General features: G+C 50.1%; 18 protein-coding genes. 9 read left to right on the top strand and 9 right to left on the bottom strand.

All coding sequences use genetic code 11. The features are described from left to right. The first annotated feature begins 635 nt into the window (after window positions 1-635). From H6F86_RS07235 to H6F86_RS07210, 6 genes are all read left to right on the top strand, one after another. Window positions 636-1,631, top strand: a complete 996-nt coding sequence (locus H6F86_RS07235; RefSeq protein WP_190447570.1) for a PstS family phosphate ABC transporter substrate-binding protein — start codon at window positions 636-638, stop codon at window positions 1,629-1,631. A gap of 68 nt (window positions 1,632-1,699) precedes the next feature. After that, entirely contained in the window at window positions 1,700-2,635 is a 936-nt protein-coding gene (pstC, locus tag H6F86_RS07230) for a phosphate ABC transporter permease subunit PstC (RefSeq protein WP_190447569.1), read from the top strand. Between the two features lie 25 nt (window positions 2,636-2,660). After that, window positions 2,661-3,563, top strand: coding sequence for a phosphate ABC transporter permease PstA (pstA, locus tag H6F86_RS07225; RefSeq protein WP_190447566.1), 903 nt, complete (start codon window positions 2,661-2,663; stop codon window positions 3,561-3,563). Window positions 3,564-3,691: 128 nt separating this feature from the next. Continuing rightward, a complete protein-coding gene (gene pstB, locus H6F86_RS07220; RefSeq protein WP_190447564.1) occupies window positions 3,692-4,501 on the top strand; it encodes a phosphate ABC transporter ATP-binding protein PstB in 810 nt (269 codons plus the stop codon). Window positions 4,502-4,519: 18 nt separating this feature from the next. Beyond that, entirely contained in the window at window positions 4,520-5,491 is a 972-nt protein-coding gene (locus H6F86_RS07215) for a polyphosphate kinase 2 family protein (protein WP_190447562.1), read from the top strand. A 111-nt stretch (window positions 5,492-5,602) separates the two neighbouring features. Further along, on the top strand, window positions 5,603-6,649 hold the full coding sequence (locus tag H6F86_RS07210) for a sulfate ABC transporter substrate-binding protein (RefSeq protein WP_190447561.1): 1,047 nt from the start codon (window positions 5,603-5,605) through the stop codon (window positions 6,647-6,649). Between the two features lie 1,366 nt (window positions 6,650-8,015). On the opposite strand, the gene H6F86_RS07200 is transcribed toward H6F86_RS07210, so the two are convergent. Next, entirely contained in the window at window positions 8,016-8,660 is a 645-nt protein-coding gene (locus H6F86_RS07200) for a hypothetical protein (protein ID WP_190447559.1), read from the bottom strand. Window positions 8,661-8,974: 314 nt separating this feature from the next. Here H6F86_RS07200 and H6F86_RS07195 point away from each other — a divergent pair, with 314 nt between their 5' ends. After that, on the top strand, window positions 8,975-9,655 hold the full coding sequence (locus H6F86_RS07195) for a hypothetical protein (RefSeq protein WP_190447557.1): 681 nt from the start codon (window positions 8,975-8,977) through the stop codon (window positions 9,653-9,655). Between the two features lie 439 nt (window positions 9,656-10,094). Here the strand turns inward: H6F86_RS07195 and H6F86_RS07190 are convergent, their stop codons facing one another. Continuing rightward, window positions 10,095-10,853 carry a GNAT family N-acetyltransferase gene (locus tag H6F86_RS07190; RefSeq protein ID WP_190447555.1) on the bottom strand — a complete coding sequence of 253 codons (759 nt, stop codon included), beginning with the start codon at window positions 10,851-10,853 and terminating at the stop codon, window positions 10,095-10,097. A 242-nt stretch (window positions 10,854-11,095) separates the two neighbouring features. Further along, complete coding sequence (locus tag H6F86_RS07185; protein WP_190447553.1) at window positions 11,096-11,434, bottom strand: helix-turn-helix domain-containing protein; 339 nt, start codon at window positions 11,432-11,434, stop codon at window positions 11,096-11,098. Window positions 11,435-11,567: 133 nt separating this feature from the next. Between H6F86_RS07185 and H6F86_RS07180 the strand changes: the two genes are divergently transcribed. Beyond that, the gene (locus H6F86_RS07180; RefSeq protein WP_242033408.1) at window positions 11,568-12,527 is read left to right on the top strand and encodes a zinc-dependent alcohol dehydrogenase family protein; all 960 of its coding nucleotides are present in this window, start codon (window positions 11,568-11,570) and stop codon (window positions 12,525-12,527) included. A 1,057-nt stretch (window positions 12,528-13,584) separates the two neighbouring features. On the opposite strand, the gene H6F86_RS31490 is transcribed toward H6F86_RS07180, so the two are convergent. The 3 genes from H6F86_RS31490 to H6F86_RS07140 form a co-directional block, all read right to left on the bottom strand. After that, window positions 13,585-18,567 carry a PAS domain S-box protein gene (locus tag H6F86_RS31490; protein WP_199305139.1) on the bottom strand — a complete coding sequence of 1,661 codons (4,983 nt, stop codon included), beginning with the start codon at window positions 18,565-18,567 and terminating at the stop codon, window positions 13,585-13,587. A gap of 140 nt (window positions 18,568-18,707) precedes the next feature. Next, on the bottom strand, window positions 18,708-18,998 hold the full coding sequence (locus H6F86_RS07145) for a helix-turn-helix transcriptional regulator (protein ID WP_190447547.1): 291 nt from the start codon (window positions 18,996-18,998) through the stop codon (window positions 18,708-18,710). Between the two features lie 264 nt (window positions 18,999-19,262). Further along, window positions 19,263-19,613, bottom strand: a complete 351-nt coding sequence (locus H6F86_RS07140; protein ID WP_190447545.1) for a hypothetical protein — start codon at window positions 19,611-19,613, stop codon at window positions 19,263-19,265. A 129-nt stretch (window positions 19,614-19,742) separates the two neighbouring features. Between H6F86_RS07140 and H6F86_RS07135 the strand changes: the two genes are divergently transcribed. Next, window positions 19,743-20,846 carry a catalase family protein gene (locus H6F86_RS07135; protein WP_190447543.1) on the top strand — a complete coding sequence of 368 codons (1,104 nt, stop codon included), beginning with the start codon at window positions 19,743-19,745 and terminating at the stop codon, window positions 20,844-20,846. Between the two features lie 979 nt (window positions 20,847-21,825). Here H6F86_RS07135 and H6F86_RS07130 read toward each other — a convergent pair. From H6F86_RS07130 to H6F86_RS07125, 3 genes are read right to left on the bottom strand one after another with little or no spacing between them, the layout of a single operon-like run. Next, window positions 21,826-22,494: a glutathione S-transferase family protein gene (locus tag H6F86_RS07130; protein ID WP_190447541.1), complete on the bottom strand. Its 669-nt coding sequence runs from the start codon at window positions 22,492-22,494 to the stop codon at window positions 21,826-21,828. Beyond that, complete coding sequence (locus H6F86_RS32750) at window positions 22,491-22,619, bottom strand: hypothetical protein (RefSeq protein ID WP_277881259.1); 129 nt, start codon at window positions 22,617-22,619, stop codon at window positions 22,491-22,493. Before H6F86_RS32750 ends, H6F86_RS07130 begins: the two co-directional genes overlap by 4 nt. Continuing rightward, window positions 22,616-22,981 carry a hypothetical protein gene (locus H6F86_RS07125; protein ID WP_190447539.1) on the bottom strand — a complete coding sequence of 122 codons (366 nt, stop codon included), beginning with the start codon at window positions 22,979-22,981 and terminating at the stop codon, window positions 22,616-22,618. The genes H6F86_RS32750 and H6F86_RS07125 overlap by 4 nt, the downstream gene beginning before the upstream one ends. Window positions 22,982-23,895: the final 914 nt, after the last annotated feature.

Genomic DNA, 23,895 nt, shown 5'->3' with positions numbered 1-23,895 from the left:
CTTTCCACTCCCCTTTGACCTCGATAGCGGTCTCATCGACTCGCCATGAAGCATTGGTTAAACCCAAAGGCGGTCGAACGCGTTTGTCTAGTGCCGGTGCTAACTTCAGTACCTATCGGTTGAGCGTCGCATGAGCCACCGCCACTCCTCGCTCTGCCATCATTGCTTCCAGGTTCCGGTCGCTCAGGGGAGAGCGACAATACCACCGTACATGCAGCAAGATGATTGCTGGCAGGCAGTGCCGCCACTTAAACCAGGATGGGGCAGCCCTTTAAGATGAGGTGAGAGAAATTGCGCCTTCCGACCCTATCATTTTTGCGACGCAACCCGATTTCCCACCTCGTATTACTAAAGCTGTCTGTAGAACCTACCTCTTTAGGAAGATGAGAGAAAAGTAGCCATAGTTGACAATTCTCATATTGTAAAACTACTGTAAATTGATCGAGTTTTAGTGGTTTAAGAATAGCCAGTGATAAGAGTTAATTGAGCTAATGGTGGATAGTTGTCTACCTACCAGTAGCGAAATGAACTGAAGCAATGGCTATCTTACATAAATTGAAAACGATTTCAAGGATTTTTGTTCTATACACAGCTCTGCTACGCAAAACTCATTTTATAATCACATACTTCTTCTGATGCCAATTCTCAAATCTCAAGGTTTGTTGACAGTTTTAACAATGGTTCTCACCTTTGGTCTACCATCTTGCAGTAGTGTGGAAGAAAAGAAAAATGAAGTCAGTGTTGACGGCGGAGCTGTAGGTTTTCCCATCCATCAGGCTGTTGCAGAGGAATTTCAGAAGATTAAGCCGGAGGCTCAGGTTAGTGTTGCTTCAAGCGGCACTGGAGGCGGCATCAGCAAGTTCTGTAATGGTGATATTGATGTGGTTGGCGCTTCACGCGCCATTAAAGATGAGGAGATTGAGACCTGCAAGAAAAAAGATATTGAGGTTGTAGAGCTGCCCATTGCTTTAGATGGAATTGCTGTGATCGCCAATCGCCAAAACAAGTTTGCTAAGTGCCTGACGATCGAGGAACTTAACAAAATCTGGAACTCCAAATCAGCGAATAAAGCCAACACCTGGAATCAAATTAATCCAAAATTTCCGAGTCAACCGCTAAAGCTTTATGCTCCAGCTTCTGATACTGGAACCTTTGATTATTTTACGCAAGCTGTTACAGGCAAAGCTAAGGATAGCCGAACAGACTATACACCTAGCCACAATCAAAATGTTCTTGTTCAAGGGGTGATAGGAGATGCAGGTGCCCTAGGTTACGTTGGCATATCCTATTATCTAGCAAACCAAGACAAGCTGAATTTAGTCGCTGTGCAAAGTCCAAAAGGGGAGTGTAAAACACCGGTTCCCTTAGACAATGTGGTGAAGAATATTTATTTGCCCTTATCTCGTCCTCTCTTCATCTATGTCAGCAAGAAGTCGCTAGATAGTGAACCAGCAGTCAAAGAGTTTGTTGAGTTCTACATCGAGAATTCTTGGAAGTGGGTCGATCAGGTGGGTTATGTGGCGCTACCCGATGAAGCTTACCCTAAAGTCAAACAAAAGCTGGCTTCGGGTGAAACGGGTTCTAAATTCAAAGATGCAAAACCTGGTCAGCCCATTGCAGAGCTTCTTTAAAATATTTCTCCTTTAAAGTCCTTAAAAACTGCCTAAAACTTGATGCTCTTCAACTGTTTCTTAATGATATGCAAAATACAAATTTCAGGGGTGAATTGAATCAAGATGGGCGATCGCTTGAGAAAAGAGCAGGCGAGGATGTTCCGGAGAAAATTATTGCGGTGCTTTTGTTTTGTTGCGCGTTAGTTTCGGTACTTACCACGTTCGGAATTGTTTTTATTATCTTTCGCGTCACCTTTCAGTTTTTTCAAAAGGTTTCACTGGCTCAATTCTTCCTCGATACTCAGTGGACTCCTCTCTTTGCAGAAAAGCACTTTGGAATTTGGCCCTTAATTAATGGCACGCTATTGACGACAACGATCGCCATGTTTGTTGCCATTCCGCTGGGTTTATCTGCTGCTATCTACTTGAGCGAATATGCCTCATCCAAGGTATCACGTATTTTACGCCCGGCTGTAGAGCTGCTGGCGGGAGTCCCTACGGTTGTTTTTGGTTACTTTGCTTTATTGTTTGTAACCCCTATGCTGCGAAACTTTTTTCCCCTAGAAGTTTTTAACGCTCTCAGTGCCGGACTAATGACCGGAATCATGGTCATGCCTACCATTGGCTCCATCAGCTTAGATGCCCTGCAATCCGTGCCTCTCTCTTTACGGGAAGGCGCTTACGCGATGGGCGTGACAAAACTGGAAGTCATCACCAGAATTATCTTCCCTGCGGCTCTCTCCGGGATTGCCGCCTCGATTATTCTAGGCATTTCTAGAGCCGTCGGTGAAACGATGATTGTTGTGATTGCGGCTGGGCAGCAGCCTCGTCTCAGCATTAATCCTTTTCAAACTGTGGAAACCATGACTGCTTATATGGCTCAAATCTCTGGAGGCGATAGCCCTCGCGGGAGCCTGAATTACAACACACTTTACGCTGTCGGAGCTGTTTTGTTTTTACTCACGCTCACGTTGAACGTTATCAGTCATTGGATCGCGAATCGTTACAAAGAAAAGTACTAAACCCATTAATTCTACGTGCATCATTATGGCTTCTTCGTATTACCAAAATGATTTTCAAGAACGAGCAGAGGAATTCGCTCCGCAAGTTGAGAGAAGAGAAAGAATCGGTAAAGTTTTTGAAATTCTCTTTCTAATTGGCTTGTCTATCGGCTTAGTCGTTCTTGCTCTCCTAGTCATTGATGTTTTTAAGGATGGCTTAGCTAGGCTGTTGACACCTGGTTTCTTAACTGAAATGCCTTCTCGTTTTTCAAAGGAAGGAGGAATACGCCCTGCTATCTTTGGCAGCATTTTTCTAGGGCTATTAGTCATGCTAATCTCCGTACCGATCGGAGTAGGGGCGGCTTTATACCTCGAAGAATATGCACCTAAAGCTTGGTGGACCGATATCATCGAAGTTAATATTGCCAACTTGGCTGGAATTCCCTCGATCGTCTATGGGCTACTAGGGTTAGGCGTTTTCTATTATCTTTTAGGCTTTGGCCCATCATTGATTACTGGCGCACTAACCTTATCTCTGCTGTCTTTACCCGTCATTATTGTGACTTCGAGGGAGGCGATTCGAGCGGTTCCTAATGCTCTGCGCGAAGCATCCTACGGCTTGGGAGCAACGAAATGGCAAACAGTATGGAATCATGTTCTACCCTATGCTGTTCCTGGAATCTTAACTGGAGTCATTCTTTCCGTTTCGCGGGCAATCGGTGATGCCGCTTCTCTACTCGTCATTGGCGCAGTGAGTTTTCTCACGTTTAATCCTGGCTTGTTTCAGCGGTTTATGGCTTTACCGATTCAGATTTACAGTTACATCACTCGTCCTGAGCCCGGTTTTGCCGATGCTGCTGCCGCAACCATCATTGTTTTATTGTTTGTCATTCTGGTTCTCAATGGGGTAGCAATCTATTTGCGAAATCGCTTCTCGCTGCTGAAATAAAACATCTATTTTTGGCTTCTGCTCAAGCGATGTCGGGAGAACCTGTATTACACAAATGGTTCGCTAACACGCGCCTCTACGAACTCTAACTATCATCCGACTGTAATGCAACATTAGGAACTATACATATGCGATCGAACAATGCAGCTTTGGACACGCTCGAAACGACAACTTTTGCAGTCAGAGGTGTCAAGGTTTACTATGGCGACTTTATGGCACTTCAGGAAGTTAATGTGGAAATTCCTGAACGACAGATCATTGCCTTTATTGGACCTTCAGGCTGTGGTAAAAGCACCCTACTGCGCTGCTTTAACCGGATGAATGATCTCATTCCTGGAGCCAGGGTTGAGGGCAAGATCAATTATCAGGGCAAAAACATTTATGACCCTAAAATCAATCCAGTAAAAGTCCGACGCCAAATTGGCATGGTATTCCAGCGACCAAATCCTTTTCCTAAGTCAATCTACGAAAATATTGCCTTTGGTCCACGAGCCAATGGTTACAAAGGAAATATGGACGAATTGGTGGAACAATCGCTGCGGCGGGCTGCTCTTTGGGATGAAGTGAAAGACAAGCTGAAAGCTAAGGGGACAGATTTATCGGGAGGACAGCAACAACGGCTTTGCATTGCCCGCGCGATCGCTATGAAGCCCGATGTGATCTTGATGGATGAACCCGCATCAGCTCTCGATCCCATTTCAACGAAGCAGGTTGAAGATCTTTGTCTGGAACTGAAGGAGCAATACACGATCATCATCGTGACCCACAACATGCAGCAAGCATCGCGAATCTCAGATTTGACAGCATTTTTTAATACGGAAACAGATTCTAGCGGCAAGCGGCGGGGAAGATTGGTTGAGTTCAGTCCTACTGTGCAAATCTTTAATTCTCCAAAGACTGAAGAAGCGCAGGAGTATATCAGCGGGCGTTTTGGTTAAGGTAGATCAGGAAACAAAATGAGCCAGCTAAATCATTCAACCAATAGCAGTCCTGCTGTCACCAATCAGGTAGCGCTAGCAGAATCTTCCAAGACCCAACAAGCGGCAGCAAAGGCAACAACTGAGTCTGCCGAGGAGATGGCACCTGAGAAAACCGTAGTAGAGAAGCCGCCTCCTAAGCCAGACTATCCTCGCTACCGAGTCCATCCTGGGCAGCCCATTACCTTAGCTCATCTTGATCCAAATGCTTCTGAAGACTACAGGAAAAAGAAGCACGTTGAGGAAGAACTTGAACAACAGCGTCAACGTTTGCAGAATCTGCAAGAACGGTTGTATGCCGAACACAAGCGCAGCTTGCTCATTGTGCTGCAAGCTATGGACACAGGCGGCAAGGATGGCACCATAAAACATGTCTTTGGCGGTCTCAACCCGCAAGGTTGCCAAGTTCGGTCATTTAAAAAGCCTAGCGATGAGGAATCAGGTCACGATTTCTTATGGCGCTACCACCAACGGACACCTCAGCGCGGCATGATTTCCATCTTCAATCGCTCTCATTACGAAGATGTGCTGGTTGTACGGGTAAAGCAGCTGGTGCCCGAGAACATTTGGCGGCAGCGGTATCACTTGATTAATGAGTTTGAGCATATGCTCACTCTTAACAACATCACAGTAATCAAATTTTTTCTCCACATTTCCAAAGACGAACAAAAACGGCGATTAGAAAGTCGGCTAGAAGACCCAAATAAGCATTGGAAGTTTTCCAGTAATGATTTGAAAGAACGTGTGTTTTGGGATGACTATCAAGCGGCTTTTGAAGAGATGATTAATAATTGCTCAACTGCTCATGCCCCCTGGTACGTCGTACCTGCGAATAATAAGTGGTATCGCAATCTAGTTGTAGCTCGAACGATCGCAGACACGCTAGAGGCAATGCATCCGCAATATCCTCCAGCAGAAATAGGCTTAGAAAATATTGTGGTTCCAGATTAAGAATCCCTCTACCTGATTAAGTTGGTGCATCGGACAATGGACTGGATAACGCAAGTTCAAACTTATAGCTTTAAAGCTTTGCAGACGATTAGATAGTGGGGTAAAAGATCCATGAAAGCTTGGTTCAGCCAACGGTCACTGTGGAATTCTGTCTGTTTATTTCTAATAGGAATTAGCTTGAGCGTAACGATCGCTGCCTGCCAAAGCAGCACTGCCGCCAAACCAGATGTCAAGCTAACGTTAGTTTCCTACTCTGTGACGAAAGCCGCTCACGATCGCATTATTCCCAAATTTGTTGAAAAGTGGAAGAACGAGCATCACCAAAATGTCACCTTCGTGCAGAGCTACGGAGGGTCTGGTTCTCAAGCTCAGGCTGTCATTGAAAACTCGCAAGAAGCAGATATAGTACATCTGGCGCTTGCCCTAGATATCAATAAAATTCAGCAAGCTGGGTTGATTGAACCAGGTTGGGAAACAGAAGCTCCCAAAAATGGAGTGGTGACTCGATCTGTGGTTGCTATTGTCACGCGCCCTAGCAATCCTAAAGGCATTCAGACTTGGGCAGACTTGGCAAAAGACGGTGTCAAGTTGATTGCAGCTAACCCCAAGACGTCGGGTATCGCAATCTGGGAATTTTTGGCTTTGTGGGGTTCCATAACCCAAACTGGAGGGGATGAACAGCAAGCGCTGGAGTTGGTAACTAAGGTCTATAAAAATGCTCCTACATTAACAAAAGATGCGCGCGAGGCTAGCGATCTATTTTTTCAAAAAGGGCAGGGAGATGTCTTGATTAACTACGAAAACGAGATCATTCTGGCTGCAGCGAATGAGCAGAAATTGCCTTATACAATTCCTGCGGTTAACATTTCCATCGACAGTATTGTTGCTGTAGTAGACAAAAACGTTGAACAACACAGAACTAAAGAAGTGGCAGAAGCGTTTGTCGATTTTCTTTACTCAGCAGAAGCCCAACAAGAATTTGCTAAGCTGGGCTACCGCCCTGTCAACCCTACTGTGGTTGCAGAGGTCGCATCGAAGTATCCTCCCGTTAAAACCCTATTCACTGCTCAGGATTTAGGAGGTTGGGATATTGTTCAGAAGCAGTTCTTTGGAGAAGGAGCAACGTTTGACAAAATCCAGGCTGCTAGTAAGGTATAAAAAGCACTGACATTGCTACAACGCGTTTGTTGAAGTTAGATAAATAAGTTGGCTTAATTAAACAGAGGATAGAACTTGGGGATGCAGGGGGCATGCCCCTATACTCCTGCTACCCTACAAATAATTACGTCCATTCACTCAGTTCTACCGAATCGGGTCAGGTAAAGCACAATGGTTGTGCCACGTCGAGCTATTTTGCTTTGAGTGGTTGAAGTTATGCCTTAGAGTCGCGGGGGTGTCGCAAGAAATTTTTAAGGACAAATGAGCGGTATCATTCGCGTTGCTGCTGAGAGCAACGCGAATGCTTGCTTCAATCAACATGGTTTGAGATCTAACATCGCTTTGATCAATGCCGTTAACTTGTTCTTGACAAAGCATGTGCATTGCCTCGTTGCCACTCAAAGCGCACCTCGTACGGTTGCACGACTGGAAGCCCATCAGCAGTCTCACTAGCCGCCTGCAATGCCTAAGCTCTGGTGCCATCATAGGCTTCAAGTCTTGACTTTGTCTTCATTTAGTATCATCTATACGGTGACTTTTTATTTGTCGTGGGGACGCATTGGTGTCGTTAAAGCAGCAAAGCCCCATCAAGCTCACTTTAGGTGGAAAAGCAAGCTTAGCAATCCTGATGGCTTGAGGCGGTCAGGGAGCAAACTCTCTGCAATCCTGCCATAGGGAGGGTTTTATACCAATTCCTCAAGGTTAAGCTACAGATGGTATAAAGCAGCGATTAGGTTCAAGCAGCAGCCACGGCAGGCGTTTACAGGCTCGAGATCATGGCAATGAAAGCAGACCAGAAATAACGGCTCTGTAGCTAGAAGACCGGTTCTGATAAAGAACGTGTTCAACTGCTTTATCTGCTCAAAACGAGGTAAGCGACCACGATTCAGTCGGCCGCGACACTGCTTGGTCGCCACCACGTCACGGTGCAGGAGTGGCTCCGCATGTATCGCACTGGTGGTCTCGCCGCGCTGCTCATCCATACGCCCCGGACGGAACGACGGCAGAGCATTCCTCTCTAGACACAAGAGGCACTTAACCAACGGTTGCACCAAAGCGAGGGCTTCAATCGAGTATGGGTCAGATTCCCCGCCGCTCTGCGACGAAACGTCAAGCTTGCAATCCGACTCCTCGGGGTCGGGAGTAAATCTGTTTCCATACCCCGTCTGCTTGCAGCGGGGTTCTTGATTCCCTTGTACTGTTGTGACTGAGCAAAAGATTTTGCGCAATTTGCAAATAGGTAGCACAAGCTTATAAAGTTGAAACCTGTGCGCGTTGCAGGGTTCTATTCACTTCCAGTTGCTGTTCCTTAAAGGCAGTTGGATGTCAACTTATCAGAAGCTAGAACACTAGACTGGAGCTGCTCTCACTCGTTGCGCAACTCATTTAATTGGAGCTTGACGGTATTAAACCCAAAATTGTTGATGATCTTCTCAGCCGCATCCCAAGGCAGCGTAGTAACATCACCAGGGTTTGAAATGTAGTGCTCAATATAATTTTGGGGATTGCTTTTAGCAATTTTAGAGAAGACTGCCACGCCATCCCGATCGCGCCAAAGATCTCTTCTAAGCTGGGACTCTAAGGAGCTGATGAAGGGTGCGCCCGTTGGGATTGGCTCAATCACTTGGTTGAGAAAAAGTTCGGCTTCTTTGGGAGAATTGATAATGCTCGAAGTAATGAGGTCTTCTAATTCACCATTCAGCAATCTGATGCGGCTTTCTAGCCTTTCCAAGTCCTTCTGAAATTGATCGTATTGATCCTGGTAAGCAAGCGGTTTAGAAATAGTTGAGAACAAATTTGAGATTTCATCGACAATCTTGCTGCCCGTTTCTAGGCGAGCTTTGCTGAGTTTAATATCGTTGACTAACTGATCTGACCATTCATGCTCTCGAACGACTTGGAGACAAGTTTCAGCACCTTCAAGCCACTCAAAAACACGAGCAACCTCCGTAGTCCATAATTCGGTAAAGCGGTGCCACTCCGTTAAATCGATGGTTTCCAAAGCACTCATACACTCAGGTCTTCACGCGGTTGCTGCGACTGTCAGAATACGCTTATTGTAGTCTGGCTTGTCGATTCCGCTACCCCCCCCTATCGCTGCCCTTAAAGGGCAAGCGATGGGTATCCAGAAGTTGGGAGTACAGGGGGACTTTCTATAGGTGTTCCGGTGAATTTGCTTTTCAGAAGACTGATAGGGTTGAGAAGCAGCTTGCTAAGATGCAGGTATGGTTAGTAATTGATGACCCGATTCTAGTGGCAGAAGCCCAACAGTTCTTTGCTGCCTAAGAAAAGAAAGAATAGGTCAGTCTAGTCAGCACTGATGTAGTGGCACCAGAGCGACCCGAAGGTGGTTCCAACGAGGAGGCATTGATGCCAGGTGGGTTTGGACGAGCGCAACCGCAACGTCGGGTCGGTAAAACGGCGTTATACGAAGTCCGGCAATTGAGCGTTGCGCCGCCGCAGTCAGCGCAGCTACCTGCGGCGGATCGGGCAATACAAGCAGAAGTCGAAGCGTTCTTTGCCCAGTCTCAACAAGAGCATCCGGAAGCACTGGCTTTGGCGTGGTCGGCTGGTGTTTATAACCCGCTGGCAAAGGTCGATTTGCTAGCAGTGGGCGCTCGCTTTCTGGAGCCAGAGGAGGAAGACTGGCTGGCTCTGGCACGCTTAGTGGGCTGGCTAGATATTGAGGATGAACTGGATGCCATTTATTTCACAGCGCCACCACCGGACTTTGCGTTGGAGCAAGCTGATTGGTATCTGCGACCAGATTTGACGACGTTTCTAGAGTCACCAGTCCTGTTGCGAGCGGTGGTGCAGCAGTATCCCATGACTGAAGCGAGCCTTCGATCGGCGATCAACCAGAAGGTAGCAGGGTTGGGCTGCTCAGCGGAGCAGCGCACTCGCTTTGTGCTGGAGTTGTTTAAGCAGCCGGAAACTGACCTGGCTGAGGGTGATTGGGCACTCTTGTTGTTTGAACTGCAAAGCCAGTTGTCGGGTGAGCGCTAGCTGGTTGCTCGAACCGCAGCAAGGTAAGGTGAACGCTCTTGGAACCGCTGCCAGGTTGCTGTAGATAGCAGCGGTGTTGAGAACAGTGCTAGCACACGGCAATCGGCGCACATAGCTAAAGTGTCTCTTGAAGGGGCGCTTGCAAACTAGCGTTTACAGCAAAGTGAATAGGGACAGCGTGATCGGGTTGAACGTGGTAAGGAGATAGCTAAGCCGCTTTACGACCTCTGTGATCTGGCTTCACGTTAGTATAGTGATGAGATAACTACGTAAACACTCACCGATCACCCCTCAAGGTAATCTTCACCAGTGACTTAAGAAGTCTAACGGTGCCCATCACCCGCCGCAAAGATCCTTGGATTGCCACAGAAGCCGCTCAGCGGTCGGGGTGCACGAGCTTTGTTATGCTGCTATCGCTTACAGGCTTAATTGTCATTGGCTACGTTAGCGGGCGCGAGATATGTAGGATCTTGCCAACGACAGAAAACCCTGCACGCGCGTAAATCCTTTCCTCCGCTTCATGTGCCGCCATGAGGAAAGGGACTGAAATGTTCGCCGTAAACGCTTCTTGTACCAATCGAGTTGTAATCGCTCCTGCCACCCCTCGACGGCGGAAGGCTGCACGCACACCAATACCTGCAATTTCCGTTGTTTGATGATAAGGAACCGTACAGACACCCGCACCCACAGGCTCTCCGGTTGCCTTCATTCGAGCTAAAACAGCGATTCCACCGGCTTCAAGGCTGTGTTGCAGTTGGGCGATCGCGGCGGAGTCTGGAGGAGGAGCACCATACGCTTCGTTCTGAACCGCGACTGTAGCCAGCAGATCAGCATCAGAAGCTGGCAAAAGCAACTCGATCCCTGGAGGAACGGGCAAGCCTTGCTCCGAACCAGGAGCGCAAGCCATGAGCGGCAGACGTCCTTCAACATGAAAGCCCGCATCCATCAGCACCCCTTCAACCGCAGGTGCTAACTGTGCAACATACTCCAAGCGCGGTTTGCGCGAACGTTTCTCGTAGGCAGCGATCAGAGCGATCACATCTGCCAGTGATGGTGTGGCGTTGTCATCGGGAATAGCGTAGTTGAGGAAAGGATTAGCGTTAAAACGAGAGAAGGTGGCGAGAAAGGAACCAATGCGCTCTGTATCGCGTTGATGGCTAGCTGCAACACGTAGGTACGACTGAATACGTGACTCCATTGCAATGTCTCATGAAGCTGATGAAGATGCATTAGGAATCCAACTTAGCACTCAACAAAAACAGAGTGCCTTTAAACTACAGCTACCATCCATAACCGAAGCCGCATAACGACCAAGATAAGCGGCAGCAAGTAACTGTTACACCCTCACCGAGATCTCTCAATTGTCCGCTCCATCGACTTGTTGGGCTGCGCTTTAACTCACCGATAAGCAACTCTCTAGCCTGTGGTTTAGGAATGGCTTTACCGATATTCTTCTAAATCGTCGATAATGTCCAGGATTTCAACGAACCGAGAGCCAAAGTCGGTCAACTTATATTCGACACAAGGCGGAATTTCAGGATAAGCAACCTTCTCGACAATACCAAAATTGACGAGATCCGTTAATCGCTCATTCAAAACTTTAGTTGTCAATCCCTCAGTTGCACGAGCCATTGCTCCTGGGCGGTTGGTTCCTTTGCGAATTAAGCGTAAAACTTCCATCATCCATTTACACCCCAGCGTATGCTCCACGATATGAGCAACAGTTGGTTGAGAATTAGAGGATTTTTTTGTCAAGCTACGAAGTTGTGATGTCTGCATTTGCTACTAAATGGTAATTACCTTACCAAACGGTGCTGACTTGTGAGAGAAGAAACAACCACCTACGCTGAGTGCTATCGAAATACCTTCACCGTTGATTCTAAAGCAAGGATGGTTAGTAGAGATGGAATGTATGAAAGCAGCCGTACTGACAACATTTGGTGGTGCTGAGAGTTTTGAGATTCAAACTGTGCCCAAGCCAATACCAAAAGCTAACCAAGTCTTAGTACGGGTTTGTGTGACGTCAATCAATCCAGTTGATTATCAGTCTCGCCGGGGTGACTATAAAGACTTGGTTCTACTCCCAGCCATTCTCGGAGTTGACGTTTCAGGAGTAGTTGAAGCCGTTGGAGAGGCAGTGACAGAATTTGAGGTTGGCAATGAGGTTTATTACTCACCGCAAATTTTTGCAGAATCCGGCAGCTACGCCCAGTATCATGTTGCCGATGCAGGGATTGTTGCACTCAAGCCCTCTAACTTGTCACATATCGAAGCTGCTTGTTTTCCCCTTGCAGGAGGAACAGCTTGGGATTGTTTAGTTACGCGAGGTAATCTCCAAATTGGGGAATCCGTCTTAATTCATGCGGGTGCTGGTGGTGTGGGTTCGATTGCAATTCAACTGGCAAAAGCGATGGGAGCCTATGTGTTTGCAACGTGCAGTTCTAACAATGTTGATTTCGTTAAAGAAATTGGCGCAGATCGCCCCATTGATTACAAAAATGAAAATTACGTGGAAGTGATTTGTCAGGCAACAGGGAATCAAGGTGTGGACTTAGTTTTGGATACGATCGGTGGGACAACCATTGAACGTAGTTTTGAAATTATTCGCCCATTTGGTCGGCTAGTGAGCGTTGTAGACACTTCAACACCGCAATCGCTCCTTGAAGCCTGGGGCAAGAATCTGACACTCCACTTTGTTTTCACACCCCAATACCGAGCAAAATTAGATGCCCTGGCAAAACTGATTGAGCATACTCAACTTCGTCCCGTGATTGATTCAACCTTCGCTTGGGATCAAGTCGTTCAAGCCCATCAGTATCTAGAGCGAGGCGGAACGCGAGGGAAAGTTGTGCTGGACTTTACCAAAAGCTAATCTGTCCTCACTGATCATTTCAAACCGTCGCCTGACAGATAGCCTCAGTCAACTTGAATACCTACGAAGAACATTGCAACTACCGCTATCATCAATAAGCTAAACAGTCCAACTATTAATAGACGGAAAGTTTCCGCCTAAAATCTCAAATCAGATGAATAGGCGGAAACTTTCTGCCTATCTCTCCTAGCATACTGGACTAGAACTGGCATACATCACGGTTCGGTTCTATTCTGCAACACTGATGCTCTCGTTCCTGCTAGCTCCTACGCGTAGGCTAGGAATTCGAATCCCCTGGTGGTTAGCAGTTGTCTGTAGGGATTGCCTCTAGGAAGCCAATCCGAAAATCCTCGTCAGCAGTTCAAGCCTGGTTCCTGATAGAATTTTACTAGGTCAGCTTAAGAACTCAGGCGTTAGCTTAGTAAAGCTGGAAAAGCTTTGCCAGTAAGGCTTTCAGTGCTTTTAATGCCGCACTCATAAACCCAAGGTCACAGTCTAAGGTTTTTCTGATAAGTGCAAAAACCCTGGGCTGTAATGCCTAGGGAAGTAACCTGAAAATCTCGTGTTACCTGACAGTTATCAGCTGCATGATCGACTTGCGGTTCATCAAGAAAGAAGAACTCAATCGCTCTGACCAGGGTAATTATGTATCTGTTGGCTCTAAGGTGCCTATTGATAAGCACAGCTGACCAAGCGATCGCCCTTCTCACTCTGGACTAGCCGTAAACTGGCATAAGACTTGAAAGCGTTACACAGCAGTTTCGCTTTTCCGTCACTCTCCACTGTTACGGGTGGCATTGCTGCCATCCTTGCGACAGTACAGCCAAATTAGCAGTGGCGCTGGCTCTTGCTTTAATTGTATCGTGATGCTAAACAGCGAATACTAGTCCCAGAGGCGCTTTCAGGCTTAACGTTGGTTTTGATTCAAAGGCTACGGAAACGCCAGGAATGCCAGAGCGAAAAGGGGAAGGACTGACCGTGCTCATTCACAAAAGAGAGGCAATAGGCGAGTAGCGTTCGACGCCTGGCTCTAACCAACCGTTACCCACGTTGGTAGTTAAGGCTGGCTCCTCAACAAACTGACAATTGCCTTTACTAAGTCCTCCGGCTCTACAGGTTTTGTGAGGTGAGCCTGGAACCCAGATTCGAGCGCTTTTCGCTGCTCGAAGGCTCCTGCATACGCCGTAAGTGCGAGCGCCGGCATCTTGCCGCCGGCATCTTGCCGCCTCAATCGAATTTGCTCGATCAGCATATAGCCATCCATCTCTGCCATGCCAATATCACTGACTAACAGATCAGGCGTAAACTGCTCCAACGCTTGCAACGCCTCCAAGCCAGAAGCCACGGCTGTCACTATGGCACCACTTTGTTCCAGCACGATTGTCTGAAACTCACGCGTATCCGTTTCATCATCTACTAGCAGAATTTGCAGGTTGCTTAAAGGAGCCTCTGTCGTCATACAGTGGCGTGGTGGCTCTAGCTCAGGGGGTTGGGCTTGCGTGCTGAGAGGTAGCTGCACGGTAAAGATGGCACCCTGGTGCTCGCCCCCACTTTCTGCCCAGACGGTGCCGCCATGCATTGCCACAATTTGGCGGACGATCGCTAACCCCAACCCTAACCCGCCAAACTTGCGGGTGGTCGAGCCATCTTCCTGCCGAAAATACTCGAACACGTGGGGCAGAAATTGCGGTTGAATGCCTCTGCCCGTATCAATGACCTGCATTTGAGCCGCTTGTTCCAGTTGCCGCAGTGCAATGGTGACTTGCCCGCCCTCCGGTGTAAATTTGACGGCATTGGTGAGCAAGTTCCAGACCACTTGCTGCAACCGCGCTGCATCACCAGCGATCGGGGCGATGTTTGGAGTCAGATCAAGCGTGATTTGAATCTTTTTCGCGTCTGCTGCCAACCGCACGGTTTCTAGGGCAGCAGCAATCACAGACACCAAACTGACAGGCACCGCTGTTAAGGACAGCTTGCCCTGCATAATACGAGAGATGTCAAGCAAGTCTTCGATCAGTTGCGCTTGCAGTTTCGCATTGCGCTCGATCGTTTTCAGTGCTTCAGCTTGCCGCGCCGCATCCAGCTTGCCGTTTTGGAGCAACTGCGTCCAGCCCAGGATCGGGTTCAGGGGCGAGCGCAATTCATGCGACAGCACTGCCAAGAATTCATCTTTGATGCGATTGGCGCGATCGGCTTCGGCTCGTGCCGCTTGCTCACGCACCAGGAGTTGTTCTCGTTCCTCTGCCGTCTGCCGTTGCTCAATCAGGTCAGCCGCTTGACGAGCAAGCAAATCTAGAAACCGCAACTCGCGTTCGCTCGGTCGGTGGTGTTGGTGCCAATGGGTAGAAACCATGCCGATGATTTTGCCGGCACGGGTGATCAGCGGGGTGGACTGTCCAGAGCGGTAGCCAGCCTCCAGCAGCATTCGCCTCGCTCCGTCAGGGTTTTCGCTCTCCGGCACATCAAAGTCAACGAAGCTACGATTGCCAGTCTTCAATGCCATGCCACAGGGCGTGTTCGCACTTTCACTCATCCGATCGAAATGAGTGATGATGGTTTGCTCAAAGCCTTGGTTGGCAAGCAGCACCAGCTCTTGGGTCGCTACGTCCAGGATTTGCACTGTGCCAGCATCAGCCCGTGTCAGCGCGATCGCCGCCGCCAGAATCTCTTGGTACAACGTTTGAGTATCATCTTCAGTGATGAGCCGTGCCCCCAGTGCGCGCAGTCGCTGTGTCTCTTGAAGGTCTGCCGCGACCACCGCTTCGGCACGGGCGCGTTCGACTGCCGCCCAAGTGCGCTCGGCGACTTCTTCCGCCAGTGCGATCTCATCCGGTGTCCAAACTCGCGGCTCGCTTGTGTGAATCGCCAGCCCCGCGACCAACTTGCCCTCCTTGACCAGCGGGATGCCGATATAAGCTCCAATTTCGAGCGCAGCGTAGGTTGAGCGTTGATCTGGTGAAAGGTTGGGATCGGCTGGCACATCGGACACGGACACGGTGCAGCCTGCGTGGTAGGCTGCGAGCAGCTTCGGACCGAACGAAGCAATCGGGTAGCGTCCAGCGAGTCCTGCGGCTCCATTGACGTAATCGCGCTCAATCACGTAGTCAGCGTCGCGTACCTCGAAGTAAGCCACACGGTTCGCGCCGAGATATTCACCTAGCAGACGGCTCGCCGTTGCCTGCATCTCTACTGGGTCAACCAGTGGGCGGAGCGCGTCAGTCAGAGAGACACGAAAAGCATTGGCTTCAGCGGTTTGCCGCACCATTTCTTCTGCTCGTTTGCGATCGCTAATGTCTTTGAAGACGATCGCCACTTTTCGCGCTTCCGGCTCACCCGTACAGCAGGCATACACATCAAACCAACGCTTGAGGGTGGCGGAACCGTTTTCAAACCGAATGGCTTCACCCGTCAGCGCGACTCGACCATAAATTTCAATCCAGTGCGCTTCCATATTGAGCTGACGCGCTGTTTTACCAACAGCTTGTTGCAGTCCGGTTTGTTGCTCAAAGACGGGGTTGACTTCTAGAACGCGGTAGTCGATCGGCGTGTCGTGGGCATCGAGCAAGACTTCAACCACACAGAAGCCTTCATCGATCGACTCAAACAGCGTCCGATAACGTGCCTCAGATTGACGCAGGGCAACTGCTGCTTGAATTTGCTCGGTTACATCTGTGAAGTACATGGTGATGCCGTTCACGGCGGGGTAGGCACGCACTTCATACCAGCGCTCGTGGTTGGGGTAAAACGCCGTGAGTGACTCAGCCACGCGATCGCGCATGACGCGGTGGTGCATCTGTTCAAACGCACTGTCATTCACCCCTGGAAATTCTTCCCAAAAAACTTTTCCAATTAAGTCATCCGCAGCACGATTAACCATCAATTCGGCAGTCTGATTCACATAAGTAAAGCGCCAATGCTCATCCACGGCAAAGAAGGCATCCGTAATGCTTTCCAAAAGATTACGGATCTGTGCTTCGCTTGCCTGCAAAGCTTGTTCTGCCCGCTTGCGATCGCTAATATCGTTGACCAGCGCCACAAACCCCACAACGACCCCCTGAGCATCAAAGCGTGGCACATAGGTGGTACTCACATACCGAGTGTCGCCCTCTTGATGAGGCACTTGGTTCTCAAAGGTGACTTGTTGCCCAGCTAGGACTTGCTCAACATACGGACGAATGCCTGCGTAGGCAGCTTCACCTAACACTTCGCGAACGGGCTTGCCATAGATTTCCGTTGCCGGTTGCCCAAACCATGCTTCGTAGCCTCGGTTGTTAAAGCGGTAACGCTCGTCTGAGTCCACAAAGGCAATGAGGGCAGGGACGGCATTGGTGACTAAACGAAGTTCCGTTTCTCGTTGTGCTAAGGCGGCTTCGGCTTGTTTGCGATCAGTGATGTCAATGACGGAGCCAATGTAACCCTTGAATGCGCCATCTACTCCAAACCACGGACTTGCAGCATCGATTGCCCAGATGTAGTCCCCCTGTTTGCTTTGCAAGCGGTACTCCAGCCGGAACGACTGCTGTTGCTCATTGGCTGCTAGAAACATGCGTTGGGCAGCGGCGCGATCGTCTGCGTGGGCTCGCTCTAACCAACCAAAGCCCAAGCCTGTTGCTGGAGTTTGCCCCGTGAAGTCATACCAGCTTTGGCTGAGGTAGGTGCAGTAACCAGAGGGGTCTGTAACCCAAACCATAAAAGGTGCATGATCCGCCATCTGGCGAAACTGCTCCTCGCTATTTTGCAGGGCGATCTCTACTTGTTTGCGATCGGTGATGTCAACGGCAGTGCCCAAAACCTCAACGGCTTGCCGCCATGCTTCCTCACCCGCGAAGGTTGCTTGCCCATTCGCAGCGAGCCACCGCTCGGTGCCGTCATCCCAGATCACCCGGTAGTCAATGTCGTAAGCTCCTGATGACGTTGGAGTCAGCGCCGCCTCAAGCGCACTCGTGACCTTGGCACGATCGTCTGAGTGAATCCGCTCCACCATCTGCGAGAGTGGCAGCACGACGCTATCCTTCTCACCCAAGATGGCGCGCATCCGCTGATCTAACTCCACCAGCTTTGTAGCAATGACATAGCGCCAGGTTCCCAGTTGAGCGATCCCAATGGCAAGCTGTGATCGTTCCTCGCTTTCCCGCAGTGTCTGTTCTGTACGTTTGCGAGCGGTAATATCAGTAAACAAGAGGGCAAACTGGTGGTTGTGCGGCTCACCAACGCGAAAGGCGTTGACATCAAACCAGCGATTCAGGGCAGTTGAGTGCTCCACAACCCGCACCGCTTCGCCTGTCCGCACGACACGACCATAAAGCTCGACCCAAGCAGCTTCAAGCTGGGGCATGAGTGCTCGGACTGTTTTTCCCGTTGCCTGTTCCAAGCCGGTAAGCGCTTCAAAGACCGCATTCACTTCCAGAAAGCGGTAATCGCTCGGTGCACCAGTTGCGTCAAACAGCATTTCGCAGAGGCAAAAGCCTTCGTCGAGTGACTCAAACAAAGTGCGATATTTGGTTTCGGACTGGGCAACCTGCTGCGCTGCCAAGCGCAGTTCCAGTTCATCCACCACCATGGCAGCGAGGTCAACGAGTGTGGCTTGCTGTTCTGGCGTGAATGGGTTGTGGGGTTGATTGTCGACCAGACACAGTGTCCCCAGGTTGAAGCCATCATGGCTGAGCAAGGGCGCACCCGCGTAAAAGCGCACCCCTGGTTCACCTTGCACAAAAGGATTGCAGGCAAAGCGCTCATCCAAGCGGGCATCCGGCACAATCAACGGCTCGTCGGTGGACACAGCAAAGCTGCACAGGGTGTTATCACGCGGCACTGCATGGGCACCAAAGCCAATGCCAGACTTAAACCAGGCTCTCGACTCATCGACCAGCGAAATCAGCGCAATAGGCACATTAAACAGCCGTGCTGCCAAGCGGGTAAGACGATCGAACGCCGCTTCAGGGGGGGTGTCGAGGATCTTATAGCGATGCAGGGCGGCTAACCGCTCCGGTTCGTTTGCAGGCAGCGGCATCGCAGGCTTGTGAGGCATGGGGTCAGTCATAGACAGCAGCGAGGGCAGGGATCAAGGGTTGGAGTCGGTAAGGAGCCATGAATGAGCAGCGGTTTCGACCCACCGCCTTGACGCACTCGCATCATAGGTGTCAACGCAATGGTCAGCACGGTGCTGGCAAGGGGCTGCACTCATGCTTTGGGCTCCTCCAGCAAGCAATATTTTGCTTGAATCGCCTTGCTACGCTCCTGTAAAGCGACATCTGGTGACTCACATAATTGGTTGAGTAAGAGGGCAAGCTGCTTCAGCGCTAGAGGCGAGGGCATCGCATGTCCATTCTCCCAACGATTGATGGTGGGAAAGGTGACTCCGAGGTGAGCGGCAAACTGCTTCTGGGTCAGTCTCAAGGCTTGCCGCAGGTCTTGAACCAGGTAGCCAACCGCTGGCTGTTTGATGCCTAGAGCTTTTGGCTGGAGGAGCATAAGTAGCCTGGAGTATAAAGTCCTTTATCTCTGTCACTTTGGATGGGTTTTAGCGCCGCAGCAATCTGTCTGGAGATAGAACTTAGTTTTTAGAATTTTGTCGAGCACGAGTCTCAGCCTAAGGGTCGGCTTTCCATCTCTACTCAACAACAAAGGTGCTTCACGTACGTTACTGAGGTTGAGCTGACATAGAGGCAAAAAGGTGCCAGATGACCTAGAAGCCTTACCTGGACTGAGTTTGAAAAAAGCAATGATCTGTTGTCTTCAAAGCAGCACTATTGCTTGTACAGCAGCAGGGCAGCGGCAGCATGAGGGTTCTAGAGGTGCCTCGCAACGAAAGAATCGACCTTTGAGCCCTGTGCCAGTGGGAGCATTTAGTCCAAAAGCTGTCCAGTGGTCAAATGAAGGGCAGGTGAAATTTTTACTTGCACCTTTTTGCCCGTATGTCGGCTTAACCCCTCGATCACTCAAGGGATGCCTGTCTTCGGTTTTCCAGTCGGGGCGCTCGCCGGGGTCAGGATGCTCGGCATAGATGAAATCAAACTGTTGTGGAAAGAGCTGCAAAAACGCGTCTGGTTCCTGGATTGCCTGGAATTGAGGGGCGGGAAGGTTCATCGGCTACCCTCCTTGCCCACAGCAACATTCTGAGTCATTTCCTCCTTAAGTAGGATGAAGTGCAGGAGCCAGGAGCAAATCCTTAAACTACAAATGTATAAGTTCAGTTCCCACAGAATCGATCGTTCCATGCTCACCCCCAAACCATACATCCGTTACTCCCAAACTGTAGAAGTCAAGCAACCCGACGAGGAGCGGCTGATTCGCGAAATTGTTGATTCCGTTGCCCGGCAGGGGCAGAAGGTGTTTGACAAGCATCGCCATGCCATGCGGGGGGCTCATGCCAAGAGTCATGGCGGACTGAAGGGGGAACTGAGGATCTACGACAACTTGCCTGCTCATCTTGCGCAGGGATTGTTTTGCCAACCCCGCACTTATCCGGTGATGATTCGCTTCTCAACCGTTCCCGGTGACATCATGCCGGATGGTCTATCTTGCTTTCGCGGCATGGCCATCAAGGTCATTGATGTGGCAGGACCGAAGCTCCTGGAGACGGAACCTGATGCTGTGACTCAGGATTTTTTGATGATCAACAGTCCGATTTTTCCATCGGGCAATATTGCTCGCTTTCTCCCGGAACAGTTGCTCCAGGAAAAGGTCGTGGTCAGTGCCCCAGAGGAGGCACAACAACTGTTGGGAATGGTTGCCCGAATGACTAATGCGATGACTCAGAAAGTAGGGATCAACCTCTATCCGAGCGCGTTAGGTCTCACCCAACCCGAAACTCACATTCTGGGGGAAACCTACTATACCTCTGCTGCCCTGCGTTACGGAGATTACATTGCTAAATTGAGTGTCACTCCCGTCTCTACCAGCCTTCAACCGCTCATTAGCAAACGCATTGATACACAGAACGCTTCTGTACTGCGAGATCTAATCGTTGAGTTCTTCCGGCAACAGTCTGCCGAGTATGAACTCCGTGTCCAGCTTTGCACCAATCTGGAGACGATGCCGATCGAGGATGCGTCGATTGAGTGGTCAGAAGGGGAAAGTCCTTACCAGGCGATCGCCAAACTCACAATTGGAATGCAGGAGGCATACAGTCCTGCCCGGCAGGTGTACATAGACGACGTTTTGTCGTTCAATGCCTGGCATTGTATTGCAGAGCATCAGCCGCTGGGATCGATTCAGCGTTTACGCAAGGAAGTCTATGAGGCGTCCAGTCGTTACCGTCATCAGATGAACCAGCAGCCCAAGGGGGAACCGCGAAGCATCGAGGAAATGCCGGACTAGGAAGCTGCTCTGAACCGGAGTTCATGCTGCCCTCAATGGGCGCGATCACGATCGGCAAAATAGAGCCAGTAGAGGCGTCAGACATCGTCGATCGCCAAAGTTGGGTGGATTTCAGATAGAGATAATTGCACTTATCTCTATCTGGCTAATGTAAGACAACTTCGATGCCGAAAGGCTGTAAACGTTCAGAGACCCATGGATTGAGGAAGCAGTCAGATAAACACGTCATTGGCAACTCAGCCCAAGACTTGCACAAGAGCAACAGAAATTCGGCAACCGTTCGGTTGTTCGAGTCGGGAACCTGCCTCCAATGGTTAGGCTTGCTTTGTCGTCTCTAGCCAACCTGAGTTGAACAACATGCCGGAAATGAACCTGAAGCGATCGCGTGTGGTATGCTTCGGACCCTTATGATGCCTAGATGCAGACTAGGAACTCTGCCGAGACGACTCATTTTCGGCAATTATGAAGGTGATAACGCCAGGCATCAGCGGCGCGCACAAGACTTTATCTTGAGAAGCCCGCCTATTTGCGCGTCCGCTGCATGCCGTTGTTAGCCAGCTATCCTTTGCACTCTCTCAATCAACCCGTGGCCTACGACACGCCCTCCCTCTTGAATGCGATACCTCGACCCAGGATGAATGAATTCTGATACTTCCTCAAATGAAATATCGGGGAACTCTATAACTGCCAAGACTGACTCACCTGGCCCCACGATTGATTTATCAATAAAGGTGTGGATCGCTGTATTCCCGGATACATTACCTTCAAACCAGATAGCACCACGATAGCTGCTATAAACAGGGCCTCTGTCCCCTTCAGCTAAATAAGTCTCCCTACATTCTATCTGAAACTTCTTTGCGAACGTATAGCGATCCATTATTCAACCTGCCGGCTAATGGTCCCGTTCACCCGCCGCAGATAACCTTTCGGACTTAATGCAGAAGTGCGCGCTCTATACGGTCGGTGTGCAACGGGATTGTTAGGCATCTCGTTCCAACTGGCTGGACGGCTTGCCAGTAAAAACCGCCAACTGGGCGTCGAAAGCACGTTTGAAGGTCGGACGCGCTTCGCCGCGGACGACATAGGCTATGAGGTTCGGATAGTCGTCCAGAATGCCCGATCCGCTCAGCCTGCGCAGCACCTGTACCATCAGCAGATCGCCAGCACTGAACGCCCCATCGAGCCACTCGCCAGCGCCGAGCCGAGTCGAGAGGTCATCTAGTCGGCTGCGGATGCGCTCCTCGGCAATCAGCAGGCGCTCCTCGTGCCAGACCTTGTCGTGCTCCAAATACATAGAGATTTCGCGTTGAACGATCACAGGCTCAACTGTGGAGAGCACGGCAAACATCCATGTGATCGCGCGTGTCCGGGCGTTCGCATCGTTTGGCAGCAGACCCGCATGGCGCTCCGCGATATGAAACACAATCGCCCCCGACTCGAACAAGGCGAGATCGCCTTCTTCATAGGTCGGTATTTGCCCGAAAGGATTAAGCGCACGATGTGTGGCTTCCTTCATCGCACTGAATGAAACAAGACGAACGTCATAAGGCTGGCCCACTTCCTCGAGCGCCCAGCGCACGGACATATCACGCGCCAGCCCCTGCCCATGATCGGGCGACTGTTCAAAGGCGGTGATGGTGGGGATCATTGGAAGACTCCAAGTGATGGCAGGCTTGCCTCCAAACTCCATCGTAGCGTGATGCCTAACGACCCCAAGCTCAGCGACTGCTTCAGCGCACGGTTAGGCGTTTCCGGTCGGATTGGAGTAGTCACGAAAAGTCGAACCAATCGAAGAGGGATGAGAGATCAATGTCGGGCCACTCGAGCCACGACAAGTCGATGTCGATCCAGTCGAACAACCCGCCTGTGGCAAGGTCGGTTAAAACCTCCGTCTTCATGGCTGCGTAATCGCAGGTCTCTCCGGCTGCTTCGTGAATGGACTGGAAGTCCTCCGGCGTGGAAAAGATGCAGTAGTCCCAGCAGTAAATATCGACTGGGTAGCCACGCGACGAAGCGGCGCGGCCGACGTCGGCGGGCTTGTAGTATTTGCGCTTGCCGTGTCGGCGCACGAGTTCTTCGCCGACGGCTCCGACAAACGCTTTCTTGACTTTGGGTTCGAGATGGCAGGCGGGCATTTTCGGTGTGTGCTAGGAAACGCCTAACAACGAAGTTGAGCCGCGAACGCCGCTTAGATCGCGTTGTCAGGGCTAACGGTGTTCGTCGGCTCCAACGCAGGGTTTGGGTGCCGCTTACTCTATAGTGTTCCCAAGCGCTAACAGTTAATACAAGGCAGCTCAACTATTAATAGGGCTAAAGATAGCAAAGCTGCAACGAAGTGCCACGTAATGTCTGAAAGCTTTGCTGCGAAAATTTTCTAGAAAATTTTCGCAATTTCGCTAAAACATCCCGAAAAACGACCATTTACGGGCAAGTTTTGCAGAAAGAAGTGCCTGAAACCCTGATTCTATCGTGAGTTTTATCGGTAGCTCGGCTATGATTTACGGGCAAGTTGCAAGTTTTTAGCTGGACTGCTTGCTATGCAATCGTTTCAGTGCTCGCGTGGCACTTGGTTGCAGCTTCGCTGACACTGTTGGCGAATAATTTCTTCATACCTGGAACCTCTGTGCCAGCGTTGCCTGCTCCACCAAACTCAATCAGCTTTAACAAGAGGACAACAGGTTTGCAGAACTTACAGAGTATTAAGCAATGTTTCGCCAACAGTGTCTTCGCTACCTTTACCCCTAACGTGACACGCTTTAGGAACTAGAAGCCTCGTCTGACTACCCGTGAAACGGGCGTCTGGCGCTCGTGCCTGCTTTCGATGCCAGCTTCAACGTCAACCACTTTGACAGCAAGCCCAAGCTTAACGTTGGTAACCGGCGGGCGTCGTGCCATTTCTAGCGGCGGTATCAGAGGGGTGATTCAGCAAAACGGCGGTGCAGGGTCAGCAAGACGACTGAGCGGACCAAAAGCGAAGCGGGCACCCTAAAGTTAGTTACTCTTTATACAAAAAAATATTTTATGAAGGCGCTCCCCTTTCACAAGTTGC

The organism is Phormidium sp. FACHB-592, assembly GCF_014695795.1.
GTDB lineage: Bacteria > Cyanobacteriota > Cyanobacteriia > Leptolyngbyales > Leptolyngbyaceae > Stenomitos.
The sequence above is the reverse complement of the archived record's forward strand: the minus strand, read 5'-3'. Positions and strand labels throughout refer to the sequence as shown.

Coding starts and splice junctions, on each gene's coding strand:
- H6F86_RS07235 (WP_190447570.1), top strand. CDS start 636: ATGCCAATTCTCAAATCTCAAGGTTTGTTGACAGTTTTAACAATGGTT.
- pstC (WP_190447569.1), top strand. CDS start 1,700: ATGCAAAATACAAATTTCAGGGGTGAATTGAATCAAGATGGGCGATCG.
- pstA (WP_190447566.1), top strand. CDS start 2,661: ATGGCTTCTTCGTATTACCAAAATGATTTTCAAGAACGAGCAGAGGAA.
- pstB (WP_190447564.1), top strand. CDS start 3,692: ATGCGATCGAACAATGCAGCTTTGGACACGCTCGAAACGACAACTTTT.
- H6F86_RS07215 (WP_190447562.1), top strand. CDS start 4,520: ATGAGCCAGCTAAATCATTCAACCAATAGCAGTCCTGCTGTCACCAAT.
- H6F86_RS07210 (WP_190447561.1), top strand. CDS start 5,603: ATGAAAGCTTGGTTCAGCCAACGGTCACTGTGGAATTCTGTCTGTTTA.
- H6F86_RS07200 (WP_190447559.1), bottom strand. CDS start 8,660: ATGAGTGCTTTGGAAACCATCGATTTAACGGAGTGGCACCGCTTTACC.
- H6F86_RS07190 (WP_190447555.1), bottom strand. CDS start 10,853: ATGGAGTCACGTATTCAGTCGTACCTACGTGTTGCAGCTAGCCATCAA.
- H6F86_RS07185 (WP_190447553.1), bottom strand. CDS start 11,434: ATGCAGACATCACAACTTCGTAGCTTGACAAAAAAATCCTCTAATTCT.
- H6F86_RS07180 (WP_242033408.1), top strand. CDS start 11,568: ATGAAAGCAGCCGTACTGACAACATTTGGTGGTGCTGAGAGTTTTGAG.
- H6F86_RS31490 (WP_199305139.1), bottom strand. CDS start 18,567: ATGACTGACCCCATGCCTCACAAGCCTGCGATGCCGCTGCCTGCAAAC.
- H6F86_RS07145 (WP_190447547.1), bottom strand. CDS start 18,998: ATGCTCCTCCAGCCAAAAGCTCTAGGCATCAAACAGCCAGCGGTTGGC.
- H6F86_RS07140 (WP_190447545.1), bottom strand. CDS start 19,613: ATGAACCTTCCCGCCCCTCAATTCCAGGCAATCCAGGAACCAGACGCG.
- H6F86_RS07135 (WP_190447543.1), top strand. CDS start 19,743: ATGCTCACCCCCAAACCATACATCCGTTACTCCCAAACTGTAGAAGTC.
- H6F86_RS07130 (WP_190447541.1), bottom strand. CDS start 22,494: ATGATCCCCACCATCACCGCCTTTGAACAGTCGCCCGATCATGGGCAG.
- H6F86_RS07125 (WP_190447539.1), bottom strand. CDS start 22,981: ATGCCCGCCTGCCATCTCGAACCCAAAGTCAAGAAAGCGTTTGTCGGA.